Annotated in this window: 17 protein-coding genes and 2 tRNA genes; 14 read left to right on the top strand and 5 right to left on the bottom strand. The window is 62.4% G+C overall.

All coding sequences use genetic code 11. The annotated features are described in order from the left end of the window. The first annotated feature begins 79 nt into the window (after positions 1–79). Positions 80–979, top strand: a complete 900-nt coding sequence (locus MHM84_RS06640; protein ID WP_239264003.1) for a DMT family transporter — start codon at positions 80–82, stop codon at positions 977–979. Here the strand turns inward: MHM84_RS06640 and MHM84_RS06635 are convergent. The 4 genes from MHM84_RS06635 to MHM84_RS06620 all read right to left on the bottom strand — a co-directional run bounded on the left by MHM84_RS06635 (position 957) and on the right by MHM84_RS06620 (position 5,002). Next, the gene (locus tag MHM84_RS06635; RefSeq protein WP_239264000.1) at positions 957–1,706 is read right to left on the bottom strand and encodes an ABC transporter ATP-binding protein; all 750 of its coding nucleotides are present in this window, start codon (positions 1,704–1,706) and stop codon (positions 957–959) included. The genes MHM84_RS06640 and MHM84_RS06635 overlap by 23 nt on opposite strands. Further along, a complete protein-coding gene (locus tag MHM84_RS06630; RefSeq protein ID WP_239263997.1) occupies positions 1,700–2,770 on the bottom strand; it encodes an iron ABC transporter permease in 1,071 nt (356 codons plus the stop codon). The genes MHM84_RS06635 and MHM84_RS06630 overlap by 7 nt, the downstream gene beginning before the upstream one ends. Continuing rightward, positions 2,760–3,887, bottom strand: coding sequence for an ABC transporter substrate-binding protein (locus MHM84_RS06625; protein WP_239263994.1), 1,128 nt, complete (start codon positions 3,885–3,887; stop codon positions 2,760–2,762). The genes MHM84_RS06630 and MHM84_RS06625 overlap by 11 nt, the downstream gene beginning before the upstream one ends. 134 nt (positions 3,888–4,021) lie before the next feature. Beyond that, on the bottom strand, positions 4,022–5,002 hold the full coding sequence (locus MHM84_RS06620; RefSeq protein WP_239263991.1) for an esterase-like activity of phytase family protein: 981 nt from the start codon (positions 5,000–5,002) through the stop codon (positions 4,022–4,024). A 123-nt stretch (positions 5,003–5,125) separates the two neighbouring features. On the opposite strand from MHM84_RS06620, the gene dapB reads away from it, so the two are divergent. The 4 genes from dapB to greA all read left to right on the top strand — a co-directional run bounded on the left by dapB (position 5,126) and on the right by greA (position 11,102). Then, positions 5,126–5,947, top strand: coding sequence for a 4-hydroxy-tetrahydrodipicolinate reductase (gene dapB, locus MHM84_RS06615; RefSeq protein WP_239263988.1), 822 nt, complete (start codon positions 5,126–5,128; stop codon positions 5,945–5,947). Between the two features lie 250 nt (positions 5,948–6,197). After that, on the top strand, positions 6,198–7,343 hold the full coding sequence (gene carA, locus MHM84_RS06610) for a glutamine-hydrolyzing carbamoyl-phosphate synthase small subunit (protein ID WP_239263985.1): 1,146 nt from the start codon (positions 6,198–6,200) through the stop codon (positions 7,341–7,343). Positions 7,344–7,398: 55 nt separating this feature from the next. Next, positions 7,399–10,629, top strand: coding sequence for a carbamoyl-phosphate synthase large subunit (gene carB, locus MHM84_RS06605; RefSeq protein WP_239263982.1), 3,231 nt, complete (start codon positions 7,399–7,401; stop codon positions 10,627–10,629). Then, the gene (gene greA / locus MHM84_RS06600) at positions 10,626–11,102 is read left to right on the top strand and encodes a transcription elongation factor GreA (RefSeq protein ID WP_239263979.1); all 477 of its coding nucleotides are present in this window, start codon (positions 10,626–10,628) and stop codon (positions 11,100–11,102) included. Before carB ends, greA begins: the two co-directional genes overlap by 4 nt. Positions 11,103–11,204: 102 nt before the next feature. Here the strand turns inward: greA and yhbY are convergent, their stop codons facing one another. Then, positions 11,205–11,531: a ribosome assembly RNA-binding protein YhbY gene (gene yhbY / locus MHM84_RS06595; RefSeq protein WP_239265270.1), complete on the bottom strand. Its 327-nt coding sequence runs from the start codon at positions 11,529–11,531 to the stop codon at positions 11,205–11,207. A gap of 211 nt (positions 11,532–11,742) precedes the next feature. Between yhbY and rlmE the strand changes: the two genes are divergently transcribed. The 9 genes from rlmE to rimP all read left to right on the top strand — a co-directional run bounded on the left by rlmE (position 11,743) and on the right by rimP (position 18,899). Next, entirely contained in the window at positions 11,743–12,372 is a 630-nt protein-coding gene (gene rlmE, locus MHM84_RS06590) for a 23S rRNA (uridine(2552)-2'-O)-methyltransferase RlmE (RefSeq protein ID WP_239263976.1), read from the top strand. A gap of 88 nt (positions 12,373–12,460) precedes the next feature. Continuing rightward, the gene (ftsH, locus tag MHM84_RS06585) at positions 12,461–14,446 is read left to right on the top strand and encodes an ATP-dependent zinc metalloprotease FtsH (protein WP_239263973.1); all 1,986 of its coding nucleotides are present in this window, start codon (positions 12,461–12,463) and stop codon (positions 14,444–14,446) included. Between the two features lie 81 nt (positions 14,447–14,527). Then, entirely contained in the window at positions 14,528–15,391 is an 864-nt protein-coding gene (gene folP / locus MHM84_RS06580) for a dihydropteroate synthase (protein WP_239263971.1), read from the top strand. Then, entirely contained in the window at positions 15,388–16,737 is a 1,350-nt protein-coding gene (glmM, locus tag MHM84_RS06575; RefSeq protein WP_239263968.1) for a phosphoglucosamine mutase, read from the top strand. The genes folP and glmM overlap by 4 nt, the downstream gene beginning before the upstream one ends. A gap of 76 nt (positions 16,738–16,813) precedes the next feature. Next, positions 16,814–17,563, top strand: coding sequence for a triose-phosphate isomerase (tpiA, locus tag MHM84_RS06570; RefSeq protein ID WP_239263965.1), 750 nt, complete (start codon positions 16,814–16,816; stop codon positions 17,561–17,563). Between the two features lie 4 nt (positions 17,564–17,567). Then, entirely contained in the window at positions 17,568–17,927 is a 360-nt protein-coding gene (gene secG, locus MHM84_RS06565) for a preprotein translocase subunit SecG (RefSeq protein ID WP_239263962.1), read from the top strand. A 94-nt stretch (positions 17,928–18,021) separates the two neighbouring features. Further along, positions 18,022–18,108 (top strand) — tRNA-Leu (locus MHM84_RS06560). Positions 18,109–18,216: 108 nt separating this feature from the next. After that, positions 18,217–18,293, top strand: a tRNA-Met gene (locus MHM84_RS06555). 141 nt (positions 18,294–18,434) lie between these two features. Then, on the top strand, positions 18,435–18,899 hold the full coding sequence (gene rimP / locus MHM84_RS06550) for a ribosome maturation factor RimP (protein ID WP_343218278.1): 465 nt from the start codon (positions 18,435–18,437) through the stop codon (positions 18,897–18,899). Positions 18,900–18,913: the final 14 nt, after the last annotated feature.

Raw genomic sequence — 18,913 nt, 5'->3', positions numbered from 1 at the left:
AGAAACGAGACAATTGGCTCTGTGCCGGCATCGTGCTTCAGCTCGATGGGCGCATGACGGAAGAGGAGCGGTAGGGGGCATGGAAGGAAATACTGATAAACCGCTGGCCGGCATCCTGCTCAGGCTCCTATCCGGTGTGCTGTTCACTGGCATGATGGTGTGCGTGAAGGCCGTGAGCATGGAGGTGCCGCTGGGGCAGACCGTGTTCTTCCGCTCGGCCTTTGCGCTGCTGCCCATCGTGATCTTCATGACCTGGCGGCGGGAGTTTCCCCGGGCTCTGGCCACGCGTCGGCCGCTGGGCCATCTGGTGCGCTCGGGGCTGGGCGCGGCGGCGATGTTTGCCTCCTTCGCTGCAGTTGCGCGGCTGCCGGTGGCCGAGGCGACGCTGCTGGCACAGTTGTCACCGGTAGCCATGGCCGTGGGTGGCGTGGTGCTGCTTGGCGAGCGCTTTACCCGGCATCGGGCAGCAGCGTTCGCCCTGGTGCTGGCGGGCGTAGTGGCCTTGGTGGCGCCGGACCTGAGCGGCAATCAGGATCAGGGACGCGTGCTGGGCTATGGGTTGGGCGTGCTGGCCGCGCTTCTGACAGCGGGGGCGCTGGTGACGGTACGGCGCATCTCACGCACCGAGACGGCCGCCTCCATCGCCTTCTACTTCGTGCTGGTCACGGCACTGGCCGGACTGGCCTCTCTACCGCTGGGCTGGGTGGCCGTGTCCGGCGAGACGCTGGGGCTGCTGGTACTGGCAGGTCTGTTCGGCGGGGCCGCGCATATCTGCATGACGCTGGCGCTGCGCTACGCCGAGGTTTCACGCCTGGCGCCCTTCGAGTACGTGGCGCTGGTCTGGCCGGTGCTGGCCGACCTGCTGATCTTTGGGTTGGCGCCGTCCAGCGGTTTCCTGGTGGCGCTGCCCCTGGTGCTCGGCGGGGTGGGCCTGGCGGCGTTGGAGGGGCGTCGCCTCAGATGGCCCCTTCGACAATGAGCTGGGGCAGGCCGCGCGAGCAAGGTTCGATACGCGCCTCGACCTGATAGACGCGCCGCAGGAGCTCGGGCGTCACCACCTGGTCGGTGGGTCCGCAGGCGATGAGTCGGCCGCGCTCGAGGACCATGGCCTGATCGGTGAAGCGCAGTGCGTGGCCAAGATCGTGCAGTGCGGCCATGATCAGCATCTGCCGCTCTTCGGCCAGGCGGCGCAGGATCGTCAGCAGACCGAGCTGACGATTGAGGTCGAGTGCGGACGTGGGTTCATCGAGCAACAGGATCTCGGGTTCTTGAACCAATGCCTGTGCAGCACTCAACAACTGCCGTTGCCCGCCACTGAGGTTGCCGATGTCGCGTTCGCCGAGGGCGGCGATTCCCAACTCATCGAGGGCCCGGTCGACATGGGCCAGGTCCTCGCTCTGCACTTTCATCCCGCGCCCCTGCATGCGCGCCAGCAGTACCGCCTCGTAGACACTGAGCACGGCGCTGGCGCCGGTGTCCTGCGGCATGTAGGCCACCGGATTCGGCGTGCGTGCCCCGGTGATCCTGACGTCGCCATTGCCCTTGAGCATGCCGAAGATGCGTCGGAACAGTGTCGACTTGCCGGCGGCGTTGGGGCCCAGCAGCGCCACGACCTGACCGCCCTGGAATTCGGGCGTGGAAACGTCGGAGAGTATTTCCTGGCGACCGTAACTCGCCGATAAGCGGTCGAGCTGAAGCGTTACCATGCGGACTTCCGGTGGCTGAGGACGAGGAAAAGGAAAAAGGGTATTCCCACGAGCGAGGTGATGATTCCGATTGGGATGACCGTGCCGGGAATGATGACCTTCGACAGGACCGACCCGATGGACAGCAGAAGCGCCCCGCAGATCGCCGAGCCGGGCAGGAAGAAGCGCTGGTCTTCCCCGAGCAGGAGACGCGCGATATGCGGCCCGACCAGGCCGATGAACCCGATAGTGCCCACGAAGGCCACGGCGATGGCGGCGAGAAGCGACACGAGCGCCAGGACTTCGAGGCGTATCCTGCGTGGATTGACGCCCATGGAGGCCGCCTTGGTGTCGCCCAGGCGCATGGCGGTCAGCGCCCAGCCATGACGCACCAACAGCGGAGTCACGGCCAGCAGGATGCCGAACGTGACCCAGAATTTGGGCCAGGTTGCCTTGGTCAGGCTGCCCATGGTCCAGAAGACTACGGCCGCCACGGCCTGCTGGCTGGCGAAGAACTGGATCAGTCCCATCAGCGCGTTGAAGATGAAGACCATGGCGATCCCCAGCAGCACGATCGTTTCGATGGTCACCCCACGCCTGAGGCTCAGTGCGTAGATGAACAGCGACGTCAGCATGGCCATCAGGAACGCATTGATGGGAATCACGTAATCGACGAAGGCAGGCACGAAGGCTACACCGAATGCCAGTCCCAGCGCGGCGCCGAAGCTGGCGCCTGCTGAGATGCCCAGTGTGAAGGGGCTGGCCAGCGGGTTGCTGAGGATGGTCTGCATCTGTGCGCCGGCGATCGACAGGCTGGCACCGACCACGAGCGCCATCAGCGCCACGGGCATACGGATGTCCCAGAGAATGACGCGGACCTGCTCGCTGACGGATCCGGGCATGAAGAGCGCGGTTACGACCTCTTCGAGGCCATACCGGGCAGGGCCTAGCGCCAGGTCGGTGCACAGGCTCAGGAAAAGCGCCAGCGTCAGGCCGGCAAGAATCAGCTGGCGTCGCAGGACGAGGGCGCGGTAGTAGGCGCGTCCCCCGGGCAGGCCGGTTTGTACAGAAGCCTCACTGCTCATCGAGCGAGACCCAGTAGCCGGGCCGGTAGTCGACGGGCAGGAACCGCTCGTGCAATTCCTGCATCGTGGCCTCGGGGTCGAGGTCACGGAAGAGTTCGGGATGGAACCACTTGGCCAGTTGCTGGACAGCCACGAAATAGTAGGGGCTGTTGTAGAACTGGTGCCAGATGGCGTGGAAATCGTTGTTCTCGACGGCCTTGATACCCGTCATGGCGGTGCGCTCCGTCAATGCCTCGAGTTTGGCGCGGGCTGCCTCCGGATCGGCTCCCGGACCGACACCTACCCAGGCACCGCCAGGCACATAGGCATCCCAACTGCCACCGGTCACCACGACATGGTCGGGGTTGGCCGCGATGATCTGCTCGGGGTTCAACGTGCCGAACGTGGCGGGAATGATATCGGCAGCAATGTTGTTGCCACCGGCGAGTTCGACGTACTCGCCGAAATTGCCGTCGCCGAAGCTCATGCAGCAATCTTCCGAGTAACCTCCCGCGCGGTCGACGAACACGTCGGGGCGTTCGGGGTTTGCGCTACCGATGACGTCCGTGACGCGCTTCATCTGAGCTTCGGAGAAGTCGATGAACGCCTCGGCCCTGTCTTCCTCGCCCATAAGCTGGCCCATCAGGCGCATGGAGGGAATCGTGTGCTGGAGCGGATCCTCACGGAAGTCGACATAGACGATGGGAATCCCCAGCTTGGCCAGCTTGTCGTCATAGCTGGCTTCCTCGGTGGCTGCCTTGGCTTCGATGTTCATGAAGACCACGTCTGGCTGGAGAGCTGCAGCCTGCTCCACGTCGAACGTGCCATCCTTGAAGCCACCGAACGTGGGCAGCGTCTTCAACTGCGGAAACTCGGCGGCATACTGGGCATAGTTGTCGGGGTCGGCTTGCGGGAAATCCTCGCGCCAGCCCACGACACGCGCAAAGGGGTTTTCCGGCTCGAGCACGCTGAGAAGATAGATCTGTCGTCCCTCGCCAAGGATGATGCGATCCACCGGGGCGTCGACGGTCACCTCCCGGCCAGCGATGTCGGTCACGGTGAGTTCCTTGGCCGGTGCGGCCGCGCAGACCAGGGCGAGAAGTGAGCCGCTGACGATACTGAACAGTTTTTGGGCCATGTCCGTTTATGCTGCCTGTAATTCTCGAGGTGAAGGGCCAGGGGCACGCCGGGCCAGCCTGGGCTTGCAAATGCATTCTCATTCTGACGGCATTGCAGGGCCACGCCGGCTGGCAAGGGGAAATGCCGAAGATATTAATGCGGATTATTCTTGTTTTCAAGGAAGGGCGGTAGCTCGAAGCAGCTCAGCAGCGTTTCCTGGACCAGACTGAAGTTGTCGTCGCTGACCATCAGGTAGCGATTGTCGCCAAGCCGCGTCAGCCCCTCGAAGTTATCCAGCCGCCACCCCTCGCCGGTGGAAAGCTGCACGAGCGTATGTGCCGCGGCCGTGCCGTCGCCGTTCAGCCGGACGGAACGCAGGCTGATGATCAGCGGGGCCGGAGGCGCGAAGGCGCGCTCCAGCGCCAACAGGCCGCCGTCGTAGGTTTCCAGCGCAGTCAGAGCACTGCCGGTGGCATCCGCCAACGGATAGGTCCATTCCTGACCGGTATTCACTGCGAAAAGGCGGGTGGCCTTTTCGGGCATGCCGGACGGGGCGCTTTCCAGGCCGACGATCGCTCCTTGATTCGGGTGCCTGCCAAGCGCCTCTGCGCCACGGTTGTTCTCGGCGCCACGCAGTCCATGGAAGTAGAGCGGCTGGCTTGCCGGCGTGCCGTTGGGATAAAAGCGTTGCAATCGGTGGTCGCGCTCGAAGCCGATCAGCAGGACGGAATCGCCACGCACGCCATTGTCGCCCCGCTGCACGATCAGCGACTCGGCATCGGCGGCGGCCTCGGTCAGGGCATGACCTTCTGCGTTGCGCAGCACATAAGTCTTGAGTGGCTCCAGGCCGGTCAGCTCCTTGCCGTTGAAGATTGGACGGGCCCGATGCAGCCAGCCGCGGTCCGATATCATGTAGAGCAGGCCTTCGTCGGCATCCCAGGCCAGGTCAGAGAGGCCACCCGTTGGCGTGTCGTCCTGCCAGCGGCCCGGCAGCTCGAGGGTGCCGCACCAGGTGATGCCGGATGGCGGCGTATCGACGTTGGGCGTGACCAGGCTGGTGCGGTGGGTGTCTCGCGCGCAACCCGCCAACAGCGTGAGCAGGATCGGCAAAAGGAACAGGGACCGGCGTCGCATGATGACTCCTTTGTGCGCGTTATCCTTCGAGCCTACGTCATCGGCGTGGCGTCTGCATGACAGACGCCCATGTTCAGCATTGGTATACTTGCCTGATTCATCAGACATAGCGTAGGAGTCCGCATGAGTCCCACCCACCCTCGCGTCGCCATCGTCGGTGTTGCCGGCCGCATGGGCCGCACGCTGGTTGCCGCCGTCGAGCAGGACACCCAGGCTTATCTGGCGGCCGGCATTGTCGAGCCTGGCAGTTCACTGGCAGGCGCCGACATTGGTGAGCTGGCCGGGCTCGGCAAGCTGGGGGTGGCGGTCAGCGACTCTCTAAATGCCGTGGTCGACGACTTCGATGTGTTGATCGATTTCACCGCGCCGCAGGTCACCCTGGCCAACCTGGCTTTCTGTGCCGAGCACGGCAAGCGCATCGTCATCGGCACCACCGGTCTCGACGAGCAGGAACTCGCACAGCTCGATGCCTACCGGGATCGCGTACCGATGGTCTTCGCGCCGAACATGAGCGTGGGTGTCAACCTGACCCTCAAGTTGCTGCAGACGGCGGCAAAGGCGCTGGGCGACGAGGGCTACGATATCGAGGTGATCGAGGCGCACCACCGCCACAAGGTCGATGCACCGTCCGGCACGGCGCTGAAGATGGGCGAGGTCGTCGCCGAGTCGCTGGGACGTACCCTCAGGGAGCACGGCGTGTTCGCCCGCGAAGGGCAGTGCGGACCGCGTTCGGACAAGGAGATAGGCTTCGCCACGGTGCGCGCCGGGGATATCGTCGGCGAGCACACGGTGATGTTCGCCACCGAAGGTGAGCGTATCGAGATCACCCACAAGGCATCGAGCCGCATGACCTTCGCCAAGGGGGCGGTGCGAGCGGCGCGCTGGCTTGCCGACCAACCGGCCGGTCGCTACGACATGCAAGACGTTTTGGCACTAAAGGGGTAGTCTCGCCGCGCTGAATCCTGTAAACTCCAGCCAATTTGGCCGGGCTTCGGTAAGCCAGCAGGGCCTCGTGTGCCGAGCAGAACAACAAGCGGGATGAAACCGGTCTTTTTTCAGGTTTCGTCCCGCTTTTTTACGACCTGCGCGTATGGCGAATCCGACGTTTCGTCAGGTCCATCATACAGAAGGCCTTTTCAGCCGCCAGCGACGGCGGGCGGCATCCAGTCTTACGAAAGCAGTGGAGGACGTTGCGTTGAACAGACCCGCAATACTGGCCTTGGAAGATGGCAGCGTATTTCATGGCAGCGCCATCGGCGCCGATGGACAGACCAGCGGTGAGGTGGTGTTCAATACGGCCATGACCGGTTATCAGGAAATCCTTACCGATCCCTCCTATGCCCGACAGATCGTTACTCTGACCTACCCGCACATCGGCAACACCGGAGTGAATGCCGAAGACGTCGAGTCCGACCGTATTTACGTGGCGGGTTTGGTGATCCGCGACCTGCCGCTGCTGGCCAGCAGTTTTCGCAGCGAGCAGACGCTGGACGCCTATCTGAAGAGCCAGAACATTCTGGGCATCGCCGACATCGATACCCGCCGCCTGACACGCATCCTGCGCGACAAGGGCGCCCAGAACGGTGCGATCCTGGCGGGCCCAGAGGCCGAGGGCGACGATGCCGTCGAGCGCGCGCTGGCCGTGGCTCGCGAGTTCCCAGGGCTCAAAGGCATGGACCTGGCCAAGGAGGTTTCCTGCAAGGAGGCCTATGAATGGAACCAGGGCGAATGGGCGCTGGGGGCGGGCTACGCCGATGCTGCCGCTGGTGAGCGTCCGTACCATGTCGTGGTCTACGACTATGGCGTCAAGTACAACATTCTGCGCATGCTGGCCGAGCGTGGCTGCCGTCTGACCGTGGTGCCGGCGCAGACCCCGGCCAGCGAGGTGCTGGCGATGAACCCCGACGGCGTGCTGCTGGCCAATGGCCCGGGCGATCCCGAGCCATGCGATTACGCCATTGCGGCGAGCCGCGAAATCATCGAGACCGATATACCGACCTTCGGCATCTGCCTGGGGCATCAGCTGCTGGCACTGGCTTCCGGCGCCAAGACGGTGAAGATGAATCACGGCCACCATGGCGCCAACCACCCGGTTCAGGATCTGGATACCGGCTACGTGATGATCACCAGCCAGAACCATGGTTTCGCTGCCGACGAGACCAGCCTGCCGCCGACGCTGCGCGCCACGCACCGCTCGCTGTTCGACGGCACCCTGCAGGGCATCGAGCGTACCGATCGCCCGGCATTCAGCTTCCAGGGCCATCCCGAGGCGAGCCCGGGACCGCGCGACGTGTCGCCGCTGTTCGATCGCTTCGTGCGGATGATGAAGGAACGCCGCTGAGCCTCCGTTACCGTCATCCAGACCTGTTTTCACCGAATTAGCCGCGGGAATCGTCATGCCCAAACGTACCGACATCCAGAGCATCCTGATCATCGGCGCCGGCCCCATCGTCATCGGCCAGGCGTGCGAGTTCGACTACTCCGGCGCCCAGGCCTGCAAGGCGCTGCGCGAAGAAGGCTTCCGGGTCATCCTGGTCAACTCCAACCCGGCAACCATCATGACCGACCCGGTCATGGCCGACGCCACCTATATCGAGCCGATCACTTGGCAGGCGGTGGAGAAGATCATCGAGAAGGAGCGTCCGGATGCACTGCTGCCCACCATGGGCGGACAGACCGCGCTCAATTGTGCTCTCGACCTCGACAAGCACGGCGTACTGGCCAAGTACGGCGTGGAGATGATCGGCGCCAATGCCGACGCCATCAACAAAGCCGAGGATCGCGACCTGTTCGACAAGGCGATGAAGAACATCGGTCTCGCCTGTCCCAAGGCCAAGGTGGCGCATACCATGCAAGAGGCCTGGGAGATCCAGGCCGAGCTGGGCTTTCCGACCATCATCCGCCCCTCCTATACCATGGGCGGCTCCGGTGGTGGCGTAGCCTACAACAAGGAAGAATTCGACGAGATCTGTCAGCGTGGCTTCGAGCTCTCCAACAACCATGAGTTGCTGATCGACGAGTCGCTACTGGGTTGGAAAGAGTACGAGATGGAGGTCGTTCGCGACAGGAACGACAACTGCATCATCGTGTGTGCCATCGAGAACTTCGATCCTATGGGCGTGCATACCGGCGACTCGATCACCGTAGCTCCGGCGCAGACGCTGACCGACAAGGAATACCAGATCATGCGCGACGCCTCGCTGGCGGTGCTGCGTGAGATCGGTGTCGAGACCGGCGGCTCCAACGTGCAGTTCGGCGTCGACCCGCAGACCGGGCGCATGGTGGTCATCGAGATGAACCCGCGCGTATCGCGTTCCTCGGCGCTGGCGTCCAAGGCCACCGGCTTCCCGATCGCCAAGATCGCTGCCAAACTGGCTGTGGGCTATACCCTGGATGAATTGCAGAACGACATCACCGGCGGCAAGACCCCGGCGTCCTTCGAGCCGTCCATCGATTACGTCGTCACCAAAATTCCGCGCTTCACCTTCGAGAAGTTTCCGCAGGCCAACGATCGCCTGACCACACAGATGAAGTCGGTCGGCGAGGTCATGGCAATTGGCCGGACGTTCCAGGAGTCGCTGCAGAAGGCATTGCGCGGGCTGGAAACCGGCAACGATGGGCTCGACCCCAAGATTACCGATTTCAGCGACGACAATCTGGCGTTGATCAAGGGCGAGCTGCAGGCCGCCGGCGCCGAGCGCATCTTCTTCATCGCCGATGCCATGCGCGCCGGCATGAGCGTCGACGAGATTTTCACGCTGACCAACATCGATCGCTGGTTCCTGGTCCAGCTCGAGGATCTGATCCTCACCGAGCAGGACGTGGCCAAACGTTCGCTGGCCGAGCTCAGTGCCAATGCGCTGTTCCGCCTCAAGCGCAAGGGCTTCAGCGATGCGCGCCTGGCCAAGCTGCTCGGCGTCTCCGAGAAAGAGTTCCGCCGCGCGCGCCAGAAGCATGGCATCCGGCCGGTCTACAAGCGCGTCGACACGTGTGCCGCCGAGTTCGCCTCGCATACCGCCTACATGTACTCCACCTACGAAGAGGAGTGCGAGGCCGCTCCCAGCGACCGCAAGAAGATCATGGTGCTGGGCGGCGGGCCGAACCGCATCGGCCAAGGCATCGAGTTCGACTACTGCTGCGTCCACGCCGCGCTGGCGATGCGCGAAGACGGCTACGAGACCATCATGGTCAACTGCAACCCGGAGACCGTCTCCACCGACTACGATACCTCCGACCGTCTCTATTTCGAGCCGGTGACCCTGGAGGACGTGCTGGAGATTGCCGACAAAGAAAAGCCGGTCGGTGTGATCGTCCAGTTCGGTGGCCAGACGCCGCTCAAGCTGGCGCGCGAGCTCGAAGCCGCCGGCGTGCCGATCATCGGCACCACGCCGGATGCCATCGACCGTGCCGAGGACCGCGAACGCTTCCAGCAGATGATCGAAAAGCTGGGCCTCAAGCAGCCACCCAACGCCACGGCGCGCAGTTTCGAGGACGCCTTCGCCAAGGCCGAGACGATCGGTTACCCGCTGGTGGTGCGCCCGTCTTACGTGCTGGGTGGCAGGGCCATGGAGATCGTCTACAGCGCCGACGAGCTGGAGCGCTACATGACCCACGCGGTCAAGGTCTCCAACGACTCGCCCGTGCTGCTCGACCACTTCCTCAATGCCGCCGTCGAGGTCGATATCGACGCGGTGTCCGACGGTCAGCAGGTGGTGATCGGCGGCATCATGCAGCACATCGAGCAGGCCGGCGTGCACTCCGGTGACTCGGCATGCTCGCTGCCGCCCTACTCGCTACCCAAGGACGTTCAGGACGAGATGCGCGATCAGGTCAAGCGCATGGCCGTGGAGCTCAACGTGGTGGGCCTGATGAACGTGCAGCTGGCTTGGCAGGATGGCGAGATCTATGTCATCGAGGTCAACCCGCGCGCCTCGCGGACAGTGCCGTTCGTCTCCAAGTGCATCGGCACTTCGCTGGCACAGATCGCTGCACGTTGCATGGCCGGCAGCAGCCTGGAGGGTCAGGGCTTTACCCGCGAACTGATTCCAGGCTATTACAGCGTCAAGGAAGCGGTATTCCCGTTCAATAAATTCCCCGGGGTCGACCCGATCCTGTCGCCGGAAATGAAGTCCACCGGTGAGGTGATGGGCAGTGGCGAGACCTTCGCCGAAGCGTTCTACAAGGCGCAGCTCGGGGCGGGCGAGGCGATTCCCAAGCTCGAGGGCGATCGCACTGCATTCCTGTCGGTTCGCGATCCGGACAAGGCGGGCGTTATCGAGGTCGCGCAATCTTTGCTAGCATTAGGGTTTGATCTGATCGCTACTCGCGGTACCGCCCAAGCGCTCGAAGAGGCCGGTTTGCCGGTCAAGGCCGTCAACAAGGTCTTCGAGGGCAGGCCGCATATCGTCGATATGATCAAGAACGACGACGTGGCCTACATCGTCAACACTACCGAAGGCCGCCAGGCGATCAACGATTCTTCCGTGATCCGTCGCACCGCGCTCGCACACAAGGTGCCCTATGCCACGACGTTGGCTGGGGCGCGTGCCGTTTGCATGGCGCTCGAGTACGGCAATGAAATTACCGTGCGGCGGCTTCAGGAATTGCATGCAGGAGCCAGATCATGAACAAGGTCCCGATGACCGTCGTAGGCGAACAGCGCCTGCGGGACGAGCTCAACCAGCTCAAGGGAGTGGAGCGTCCTCGGGTAATCAATGCCATCGCCGAGGCGCGTGAGCATGGCGATCTCAAGGAGAACGCCGAATACCATGCCGCTCGGGAGCAGCAGGGGTTCATCGAGGGGCGCATTCAGGAAATCGAGTCCAAGTTGTCCTTGGCTCAGGTGATCGACGTCACCAAGATGCCCAAGACCGGTAAGGTGATTTTCGGCGTCACTGTCGAGCTGATCAATCTGGATAACGATGAGGAAGTGCGTTACCAGATCGTCGGCGAGGACGAGGCCGATATCAAGGCCGGCAAGATATCGGTGACTTCACCGATCGCCCGCGCACTGATCGGCAAGGAAGAGGGTGACGTGGCGCTGGTGCGTACTCCTGGCGGCGAGGTCGAGTACGAGATCTCGAGTGTCGAGCACCTGTAAGTCTTCGGTCAGCGCTACTAAGTCGCAAGCGATTACGAACACCCCAAGGCAATGCCTTGGGGTGTTTGGTTTGGTGCTGAACTTACCGCGCTGCCGCCTGTCTCAGTGTCTGCCGTGGTGGGTTTCGAAGCGCTTGACGTTGGACAGCTTGGGATTGGCCTTGGGGTTGCGGCGGTAGAACAGCGCCATCTTGCCGATGATCTGGATGATCTCTGCACGCGCATCGGCGGCAAGTTCTTCGATGACCTGGCGGCGAATCTCGCGGTCGCCCACGGCCAGCTTGATCTTGATCAGCTCATGGTCGGTCAACGCACGATCGAGTTCGGCCATGACGCCTTCCGACACGCCGTTTTCCGAAACCGTGACCACCGGATCGAGATGGTGGCCGATGCTGCGAAATGCTTTCTTTTGTGCCTGTGACAAGCTCATGGTATCGTGGCTGTTCCCGGTTGGCGTGCATTGCTTGGTGGCGGACGCCGCGATGACACGAACGCCGCAGCGGCTGAACGCGTCATGGTACGGCGAAAGTCGAGTCATGCAAAGCGCCGCTTTGTCGTACAGTCACAGTCATGGCGTACCGGGTTGCCTTCCATTGCCATTCCAATGTCCGGGATGCATCCCGAACGAATCAGGTGAACTCGTGGCTCGAACTTCCTCCAGCAAGAGCAGCGCAGGCTGGCTCAAGGAACATTTCGACGATCAATACGTCCAGCGCTCCTGGCAGGATGGCTACCGCTCGCGAGCCAGCTACAAGCTTCTCGAGATCGACGCCAAGGACAAGCTGTTCAAACCGGGCATGACGGTGATCGATCTGGGTGCCGCACCGGGTGGCTGGAGCCAGATCGCTGCCGAAAAGGTCGGGCCGGCAGGGGTAGTGATTGCCTCGGATATCCTCGAGATGGATGCCCTGGCCGGTGTCGATTTCGTGCATGGCGACTTTACCGAAGACGCCGTGCTCGAAACCATACTCGGTGTCCTCGCCGAGCGCCCGGTGGATTTGATCATTTCGGACATGGCGCCCAACATGAGCGGCATGGCGGCCATTGACCAGCCGCAGGCCATGTATCTAGTAGAGTTGGCTCTGGATCTGGCGCGCCAGACGCTCAGGCCCGGTGGAGGCTTTCTGGCCAAGGTCTTCCAGGGCGAAGGATTCGACGACTTCCTGAAGGAGCTGCGTGGCAGCTTCACGCGGGTGGTCACCCGCAAGCCGGAGGCATCGCGAGCGCGCTCCCGCGAAGTCTATCTGCTGGCGGAAGGTTTCAAGGGCTAAGCTTGCAAACATGGTTGAACGCCCCCACGTGGTGTAGTGTCAAACATGGGCACGCTTGGCAGTCAGATTATGCAACGAGGGTATTGCCTTGAATGACATGGCGAAGAACCTGATTCTCTGGTTGGTCATCGCAGCGGTCTTGCTGACGGTGTTCAACAACTTCAGCGTCGATAGCACGACGCAAACGATGAACTATTCGCAGTTCGTCGAACAGGTCCAGGAAGGGCAGGTCCGTACGGTCACCATCGATGGCTATACGATCACGGGTGAGCGTGAGGACGGTTCGCAGTTTCAGACCATTCGTCCGGCGGCCCAGGATCCCAAGCTGATGGATGATCTGTTGGCGAACGACGTCAACGTGATCGGCAAAAAGCCCGAAGAACAGAGTCTGTGGACACGGCTACTGATTGCCAGCTTCCCGATTTTGATCATTCTGGCCATTTTCCTGTTCTTCATGCGCCAGATGCAGGGTGGCGGTGCAGGCAAGGGCGGGCCAATGAGTTTCGGCAAGTCCAAGGCCAAGCTGCTTTCCCAGGATCAGATCAAGACCACCTTCGCCGATGTCGCCGGTTGTGACGAAGCCAAGGAAGAGGTCGAGGAACTGGTCGACTTCCTCAAGGATCCCAGCAAGTTCCAGCGCCTGGGTGGCACCATCCCGCGCGGCGTGTTGATGGTAGGCCCGCCGGGAACCGGTAAGACGCTGTTGGCCAAGTCGATCGCTGGCGAGGCCAAGGTCCCGTTCTTCTCGATCTCCGGGTCCGATTTCGTCGAAATGTTCGTGGGTGTCGGCGCCTCGCGCGTGCGTGACATGTTCGAGCAGGCCAAGAAGCAGGCGCCTTGCATTATTTTCATCGACGAGATCGATGCAGTGGGGCGCTCGCGCGGTGCAGGCATGGGCGGTGGCAACGATGAGCGCGAACAGACCCTCAACCAGCTGCTGGTGGAAATGGACGGCTTCGAGGCCAACGAAGGCATCATCGTCATTGCCGCCACCAACCGCCCCGACGTACTCGATCCGGCACTGACACGCCCGGGACGCTTCGATCGCCAGGTGGTCGTTGGATTGCCCGATATCCGTGGTCGTGAGCACATTCTCGGCGTTCACCTGCGCAAGGTGCCGCTGGGTGAAGACGTCAAGCCGAGTGTGATCGCTCGCGGTACGCCGGGCTTCTCCGGGGCGGATCTGGCCAATCTGGTCAATGAGGCGGCTTTGTTTGCCGCGCGCCGTAACCGCCGTCTGGTCGGCATGGAAGAGCTCGAGCTGGCCAAGGACAAGATCATGATGGGCGCCGAGCGCAAGTCCATGGTCATGACCGAGAAGGAAAAGCTCAATACGGCTTACCACGAGTCCGGCCACGCGATCATCGGTCTGCTGATGCCCGAGCACGATCCGGTCTACAAGGTCACGATCATTCCTCGCGGCCGAGCACTGGGCGTGACTATGTTCCTGCCCGAAGAGGATCGTTACAGCTTGTCCCGTCAGCAGATTCTCAGCCAGATCTGCTCACTGTTCGGGGGGCGTATCGCTGAAGAGATGACGTTGGGGCCGAACGGCGTCACCACCGGGGCGTCCAACGACATCAAGCGTGCCACCGAACTGGCCCATAACATGGTGGCCAAGTGGGGGTTGTCGGCGGAGATGGGGCCGATCATGTACGACGAGGACGAGTCCCACCAGTTCCTCGGTGGCCCCGGTCAGGGCGGCGGTAAGCTCAAGTCGGGCGAGACCACGACACGTCTCGACCAGGAAGTGCGTCGCATCATCGACGGTTGCTACAATCAGGCCAAGCAGTTGCTTGAAGAGAACCGTCCCAAGCTCGATATGATGGCCGAGGCTTTGATGCAGTACGAAACCATCGATGCCGATCAGCTCAAGGACATCATGGAAGGCCGCAAGCCGCGTCCGCCGAAAGACTGGGATGACAACAACACGGGCCGTGGCTCGCCAGTTAGCGAACAGCCCAGTGCTCAGGAGCGTCCCGACGAAGGTTCCGACGCGGACGGTAGCGGAGAGGATGACGATGACCGCGCACGGCGTCCGTCCGATCCCTTGGGTGGCCCGGCCGGACACTAAAGTCCGCGCTTGGCAGCTAGGCGCCCTGCGGGGCGCCTAGTGTCGTCATGAAGGTGAGTTTCCCGCCAACCGGGTTTTCGAATGACTGAGTTTCCCTCCAGTGCCGTTCTGCAATGTGGACGGCACTCCCTCGACCTATCTCGTCCTCATGTCATGGGGATCCTCAACGCCACGCCAGACTCCTTTTCGGACGGTGGGCGCTTCGACGCCGTCGATGCTGCCCTTCGGCATGCCGAGCGAATGTTGGCCGAAGGTGCGTCACTCATCGACGTGGGCGGCGAATCGACCCGGCCCGGGGCCGCGCCGGTTTCGCTGCAGGAAGAGCTGGATCGTGTGGCTCCGATCGTCGAGCGCCTAGTCAATGAGTTCGATGCACTGGTGTCGGTGGATACCAGCTCTCCGGAGGTCATGCGCGAAGTCGCCACCCTGGGGGCGGGCATGCTCAATGATGTACGCTCCCTGCAGCGGCCCGGTGCGCTTGATGCGGCAGCGGCCAGCGAGCTGCCGGTATGCGTGATGCATATGCTGGGGGAGCCTGGCGACATGCAACGCGATCCTCGCTACGACGTGCCGGTCGAGAAAGCCGTGGTGACATTCCTTGCCGAGCGGGTTGCAGCCTGCGAAGCGGCTGGTATCGCCCGCGACCGCCTGCTCGTCGATCCCGGCTTCGGCTTTGCCAAGACTCTCGAGCACAATTTGCGCCTGCTCAAGCGCATGGACACACTAGCCTGCCTCGAATTGCCCGTATTGGTCGGCATGTCGCGCAAAAGCATGATTGGCAAGGTGCTCGATCGCCCCGTCGAGGAGCGCCTGTGGGGCGGGCTGGCGCTTGCGGCGCTGGCAGTGGAGCGAGGTGCTCGTATCGTTCGCGTACATGACGTCGGCCCCTGCGTGGACGCAGTAAACATGACCTGGGCCGTGCTACAGGAAGGCGCTAATCGATGACACAACGCTATTTCGGTACCGATGGTATCCGTGGCACGGTCGGAGAATATCCGATCACCGCCGATTTCATGCTCAAGCTGGGTTGGGCCATGGGGCGCGTGCTGGACAAACAGCGCGGGCGCGCCAAGGTGCTGATCGGCAAGGACACGCGTATTTCGGGCTACATGTTCGAATCGGCCCTCGAGGCCGGCCTGTCGGCGGCGGGTGTGGATGTCTCGCTGCTCGGCCCGATGCCCACGCCGGGCATCGCCTATCTGACCCGTACGTTCCGGGCCGATGCCGGCATCGTGATTTCCGCCTCGCACAATGCATATCAGGATAACGGCATCAAGTTCTTTTCGGCTGAAGGCACCAAGCTGCCCGACGACATCGAGATGCGTATCGAGGATGAGCTGGAGAAGCCGCTGGAAACGGTGCCTGCCGACCGGCTCGGCAAGGCGGTGCGCATCAACGATGCAGCGGGGCGCTATATCGAGTTCTGCAAGTCTACCGTGCCGCATCGTCTGTCCCTGCATGGCCTGAAGATCGTTCTCGATTGTGCGCATGGGGCGACCTACCATATCGCGCCGAACGTGTTTCGTGAGTTGGGCGCACAGGTCAGCCTGGTCGGGGCGGATCCCGACGGCTTGAACATCAACTATCGGGTTGGCTCGACACATCCAGCCTCCTTGCGTGCTGCGGTCATCGAGCGCGGCGCCGACCTGGGAATCGCTTTCGATGGCGATGGCGACCGGGTGATTCTGGTGGATGCCGATGGCCGCGAGGTGGATGGCGATGACATCCTCTATCTCATCGCCAAGGATCGTCATTTGCGTGGCGAACTGGGCGGGGGCGTGGTGGGCACGCTAATGAGCAACTTCGGTCTGGCTGCCGCGCTGGAGTCGATGGCAATACCTTTCGAGCGTGCCAAGGTAGGCGACCGCTATGTCATGGAGCGACTTGCGGCCAATGGCTGGCAATTGGGCGGGGAGTCGTCCGGACATATCGTCTGCGGCCACGTGCAATCCACCGGTGACGGTATCGTCTCGGCCCTGCAGGTGCTATCGATCATGGTCAGTCAGGGCCAGTCCCTGGCCGCGTTGCTCAAGGATTTCGAGAAGGCGCCGCAGGCGCTGATCAATGTGCGTCTGAAGCCCGGGACCGACAAGCGAGCATTGCTCGAGAGCGAGCCGGTCCAGGCGTCGGTCGCCGCCGTGGAGGCGGAGCTCGATGGCAGCGGCCGGGTGTTGCTGCGCCCATCGGGTACCGAGCCGCTGATCCGGGTCATGGTCGAAGGGCGTCCGCACTTCGATGTAACGGCCCTGGCACAGCGTATCGCTATCGATGTCGAGCGCCTGATGGACTAAACGCATGCGGCCCGCGGTTGTCTTGGTCGGGACGCTCCTATAACATTTCGCACCACTTTGAGGAAGGGATTTGCTCATGCGCATGCCACTGATCGTCGGGAACTGGAAGATGAACGGCTCGCTGGAGCTGGTCGAGCAGTTCGGGACTGCCTTTGCCGAGACGGGGCTGCCCTCATCGGTGGAAGTGGCGCTGATCCCACCTGCGCCCTATCTGGCGGCGATGCAGGCGGCTCTGGCCGGTACCCCGGTCGCTCTGGGGGCGCAAACGCTCAGTCCCGAGCCCAAGGGGGCGCATACCGGCGAGATCAGCGCCGCGATGCTCGACGAGTTCGATGTGCGTTATGTGTTGGTCGGCCACTCCGAGCGCCGCTCGATGTACCATGAGGACGATGCGGCGGTGTTGGCGCGGGCCAAGGCGGCACTGGCGGCCGGACTGGTCCCGGTGTTGTGTGTCGGCGAAACGCTCGAGCAGCGCGAGGCGGGACAGACAGAAGCCGTAGTGCTCGGTCAGCTCGAGGCGGTGTTCGATGGCCTGGATGACGAGCAGCGTAAACGCCTGGTAGTCGCTTATGAACCGGTCTGGGCAATCGGCACCGGGCGTACGGCGACACCGTCGCAAGCCCAGGAGGTGCATGCCGCAATTCGTGCGCGCCTTGGCGAGTATGACGGCGACTTGGCCGAGAAGCTTCGTCTGCTGTACGGCGGCAGCATGAAGGCCGACAATGCCGCCGAGCTGCTTGCCGAACCGGACATCGACGGTGGGCTTATCGGGGGCGCATCGCTCAAGACCAACGAATTTCTAGCCATATGTCAGTCAGCAGGTTGAAAACATGCAAATCGCGATTCTTATGATTCACGTGGTCATTGCCATCGCATTGGTCGCGCTCATCCTGCTGCAGCAGGGCAAAGGGGCCGAGGCCGGTGCCGCGTTTGGCGGTGGTGCTTCACAGACCGTCTTCGGTTCCCGGGGGAGCGGCGGCTTTCTGGCCAAGCTGACCGGTGCCTTGGCGGCGGCGTTCTTTGCCACGTCGCTGGCGCTGGCCTACTTCGCCTCGCAAGCCGGCGACACGTCGGTGCAGGGCATTCCCGATGCCGAGGTGATCGAGCAACGCAATGCGGCGCCGACACTTGACGATGGGGCACAAAGTATGGATAATTCTGCGCCAGCGCTAGAGGAGAGCGGAGAGTGATCTCCACGCCTCAATCGTAGTGCGAGTCGGCAGTTGTCATGCCGGCTCACGAGAGGAAGGCGCAATGTGTAATGCCTGATTCTCGTCCCCTGATGCCGAAGTGGTGGAATTGGTAGACACGCTATCTTGAGGGGGTAGTGACCTTATGGTCGTGGGGGTTCAAGTCCCCCCTTCGGCACCATCTGAAGATTGCCTGGTTGCAGGCGTTCAGAAGCACGATTGGCGCGATGTGGCGATGCGCTTTCCTTGACCCAAAGGCGAGCGAGTTCCTATAATCGCCAAGCTATGATGCGGGGTGGAGCAGTCTGGTAGCTCGTCGGGCTCATAACCCGAAGGTCGTCGGTTCAAATCCGGCCCCCGCTACCAAGTTTTATGTGAAAGGCCCCTTCCTCAGAAGGGGCTTTTTGTTAGCGGTCCGTTCCGCTGGCACCAACGCCAATCAGCCACCTAGCTTTTTCCTTACTCCCGGTCAGGTGCCTGATGCAACTGCAGTAGGAGCCTTCGTCTGTGGCTAGCAACAAGAACGCTGCGCTGGATGCGCTGATCGAGCCGGTGGTAACGTCCATGGGCTTCGAGCTCTGGGGTATCGAACACATGTCCCAGGGTAAGCACTCACGTCTGGTGATCTATATTGACCGTCCTGAGGGGATCACCGTCGATCATTGTGCCGATGTCAGCCGTCAGGTCAGTGGCATTCTCGATGTCGAAGATCCGATTCCCGGTCAGTACCAGCTCGAGGTGTCGTCGCCGGGGATGGATCGACCGCTTTTCACCTTGGCGCAATTCGAGCGCTACAAGGGCAATACCGTGTCGTTGCGTCTGCGTGCCCCCTTCGAGGGCCGGCGCAAGTTCAAGGGGCTGCTGGCCGGTATCGACGGCGACGAGGTGTTGCTGCACCTCGACGGCGAGGAATACTGCTTTCCCATCGATAGTATCGATCAGGCGCGGGTGGTCCCGCAGTTCGATGCATAAGAACTGTTTTCTGG

The organism is Halomonas sp. McH1-25, from assembly GCF_022348165.1.
GTDB lineage: Bacteria > Pseudomonadota > Gammaproteobacteria > Pseudomonadales > Halomonadaceae > Modicisalibacter.
Note: the sequence above shows the minus strand (reverse complement) of the source record. Positions and strands in the feature narration are given on the sequence as shown.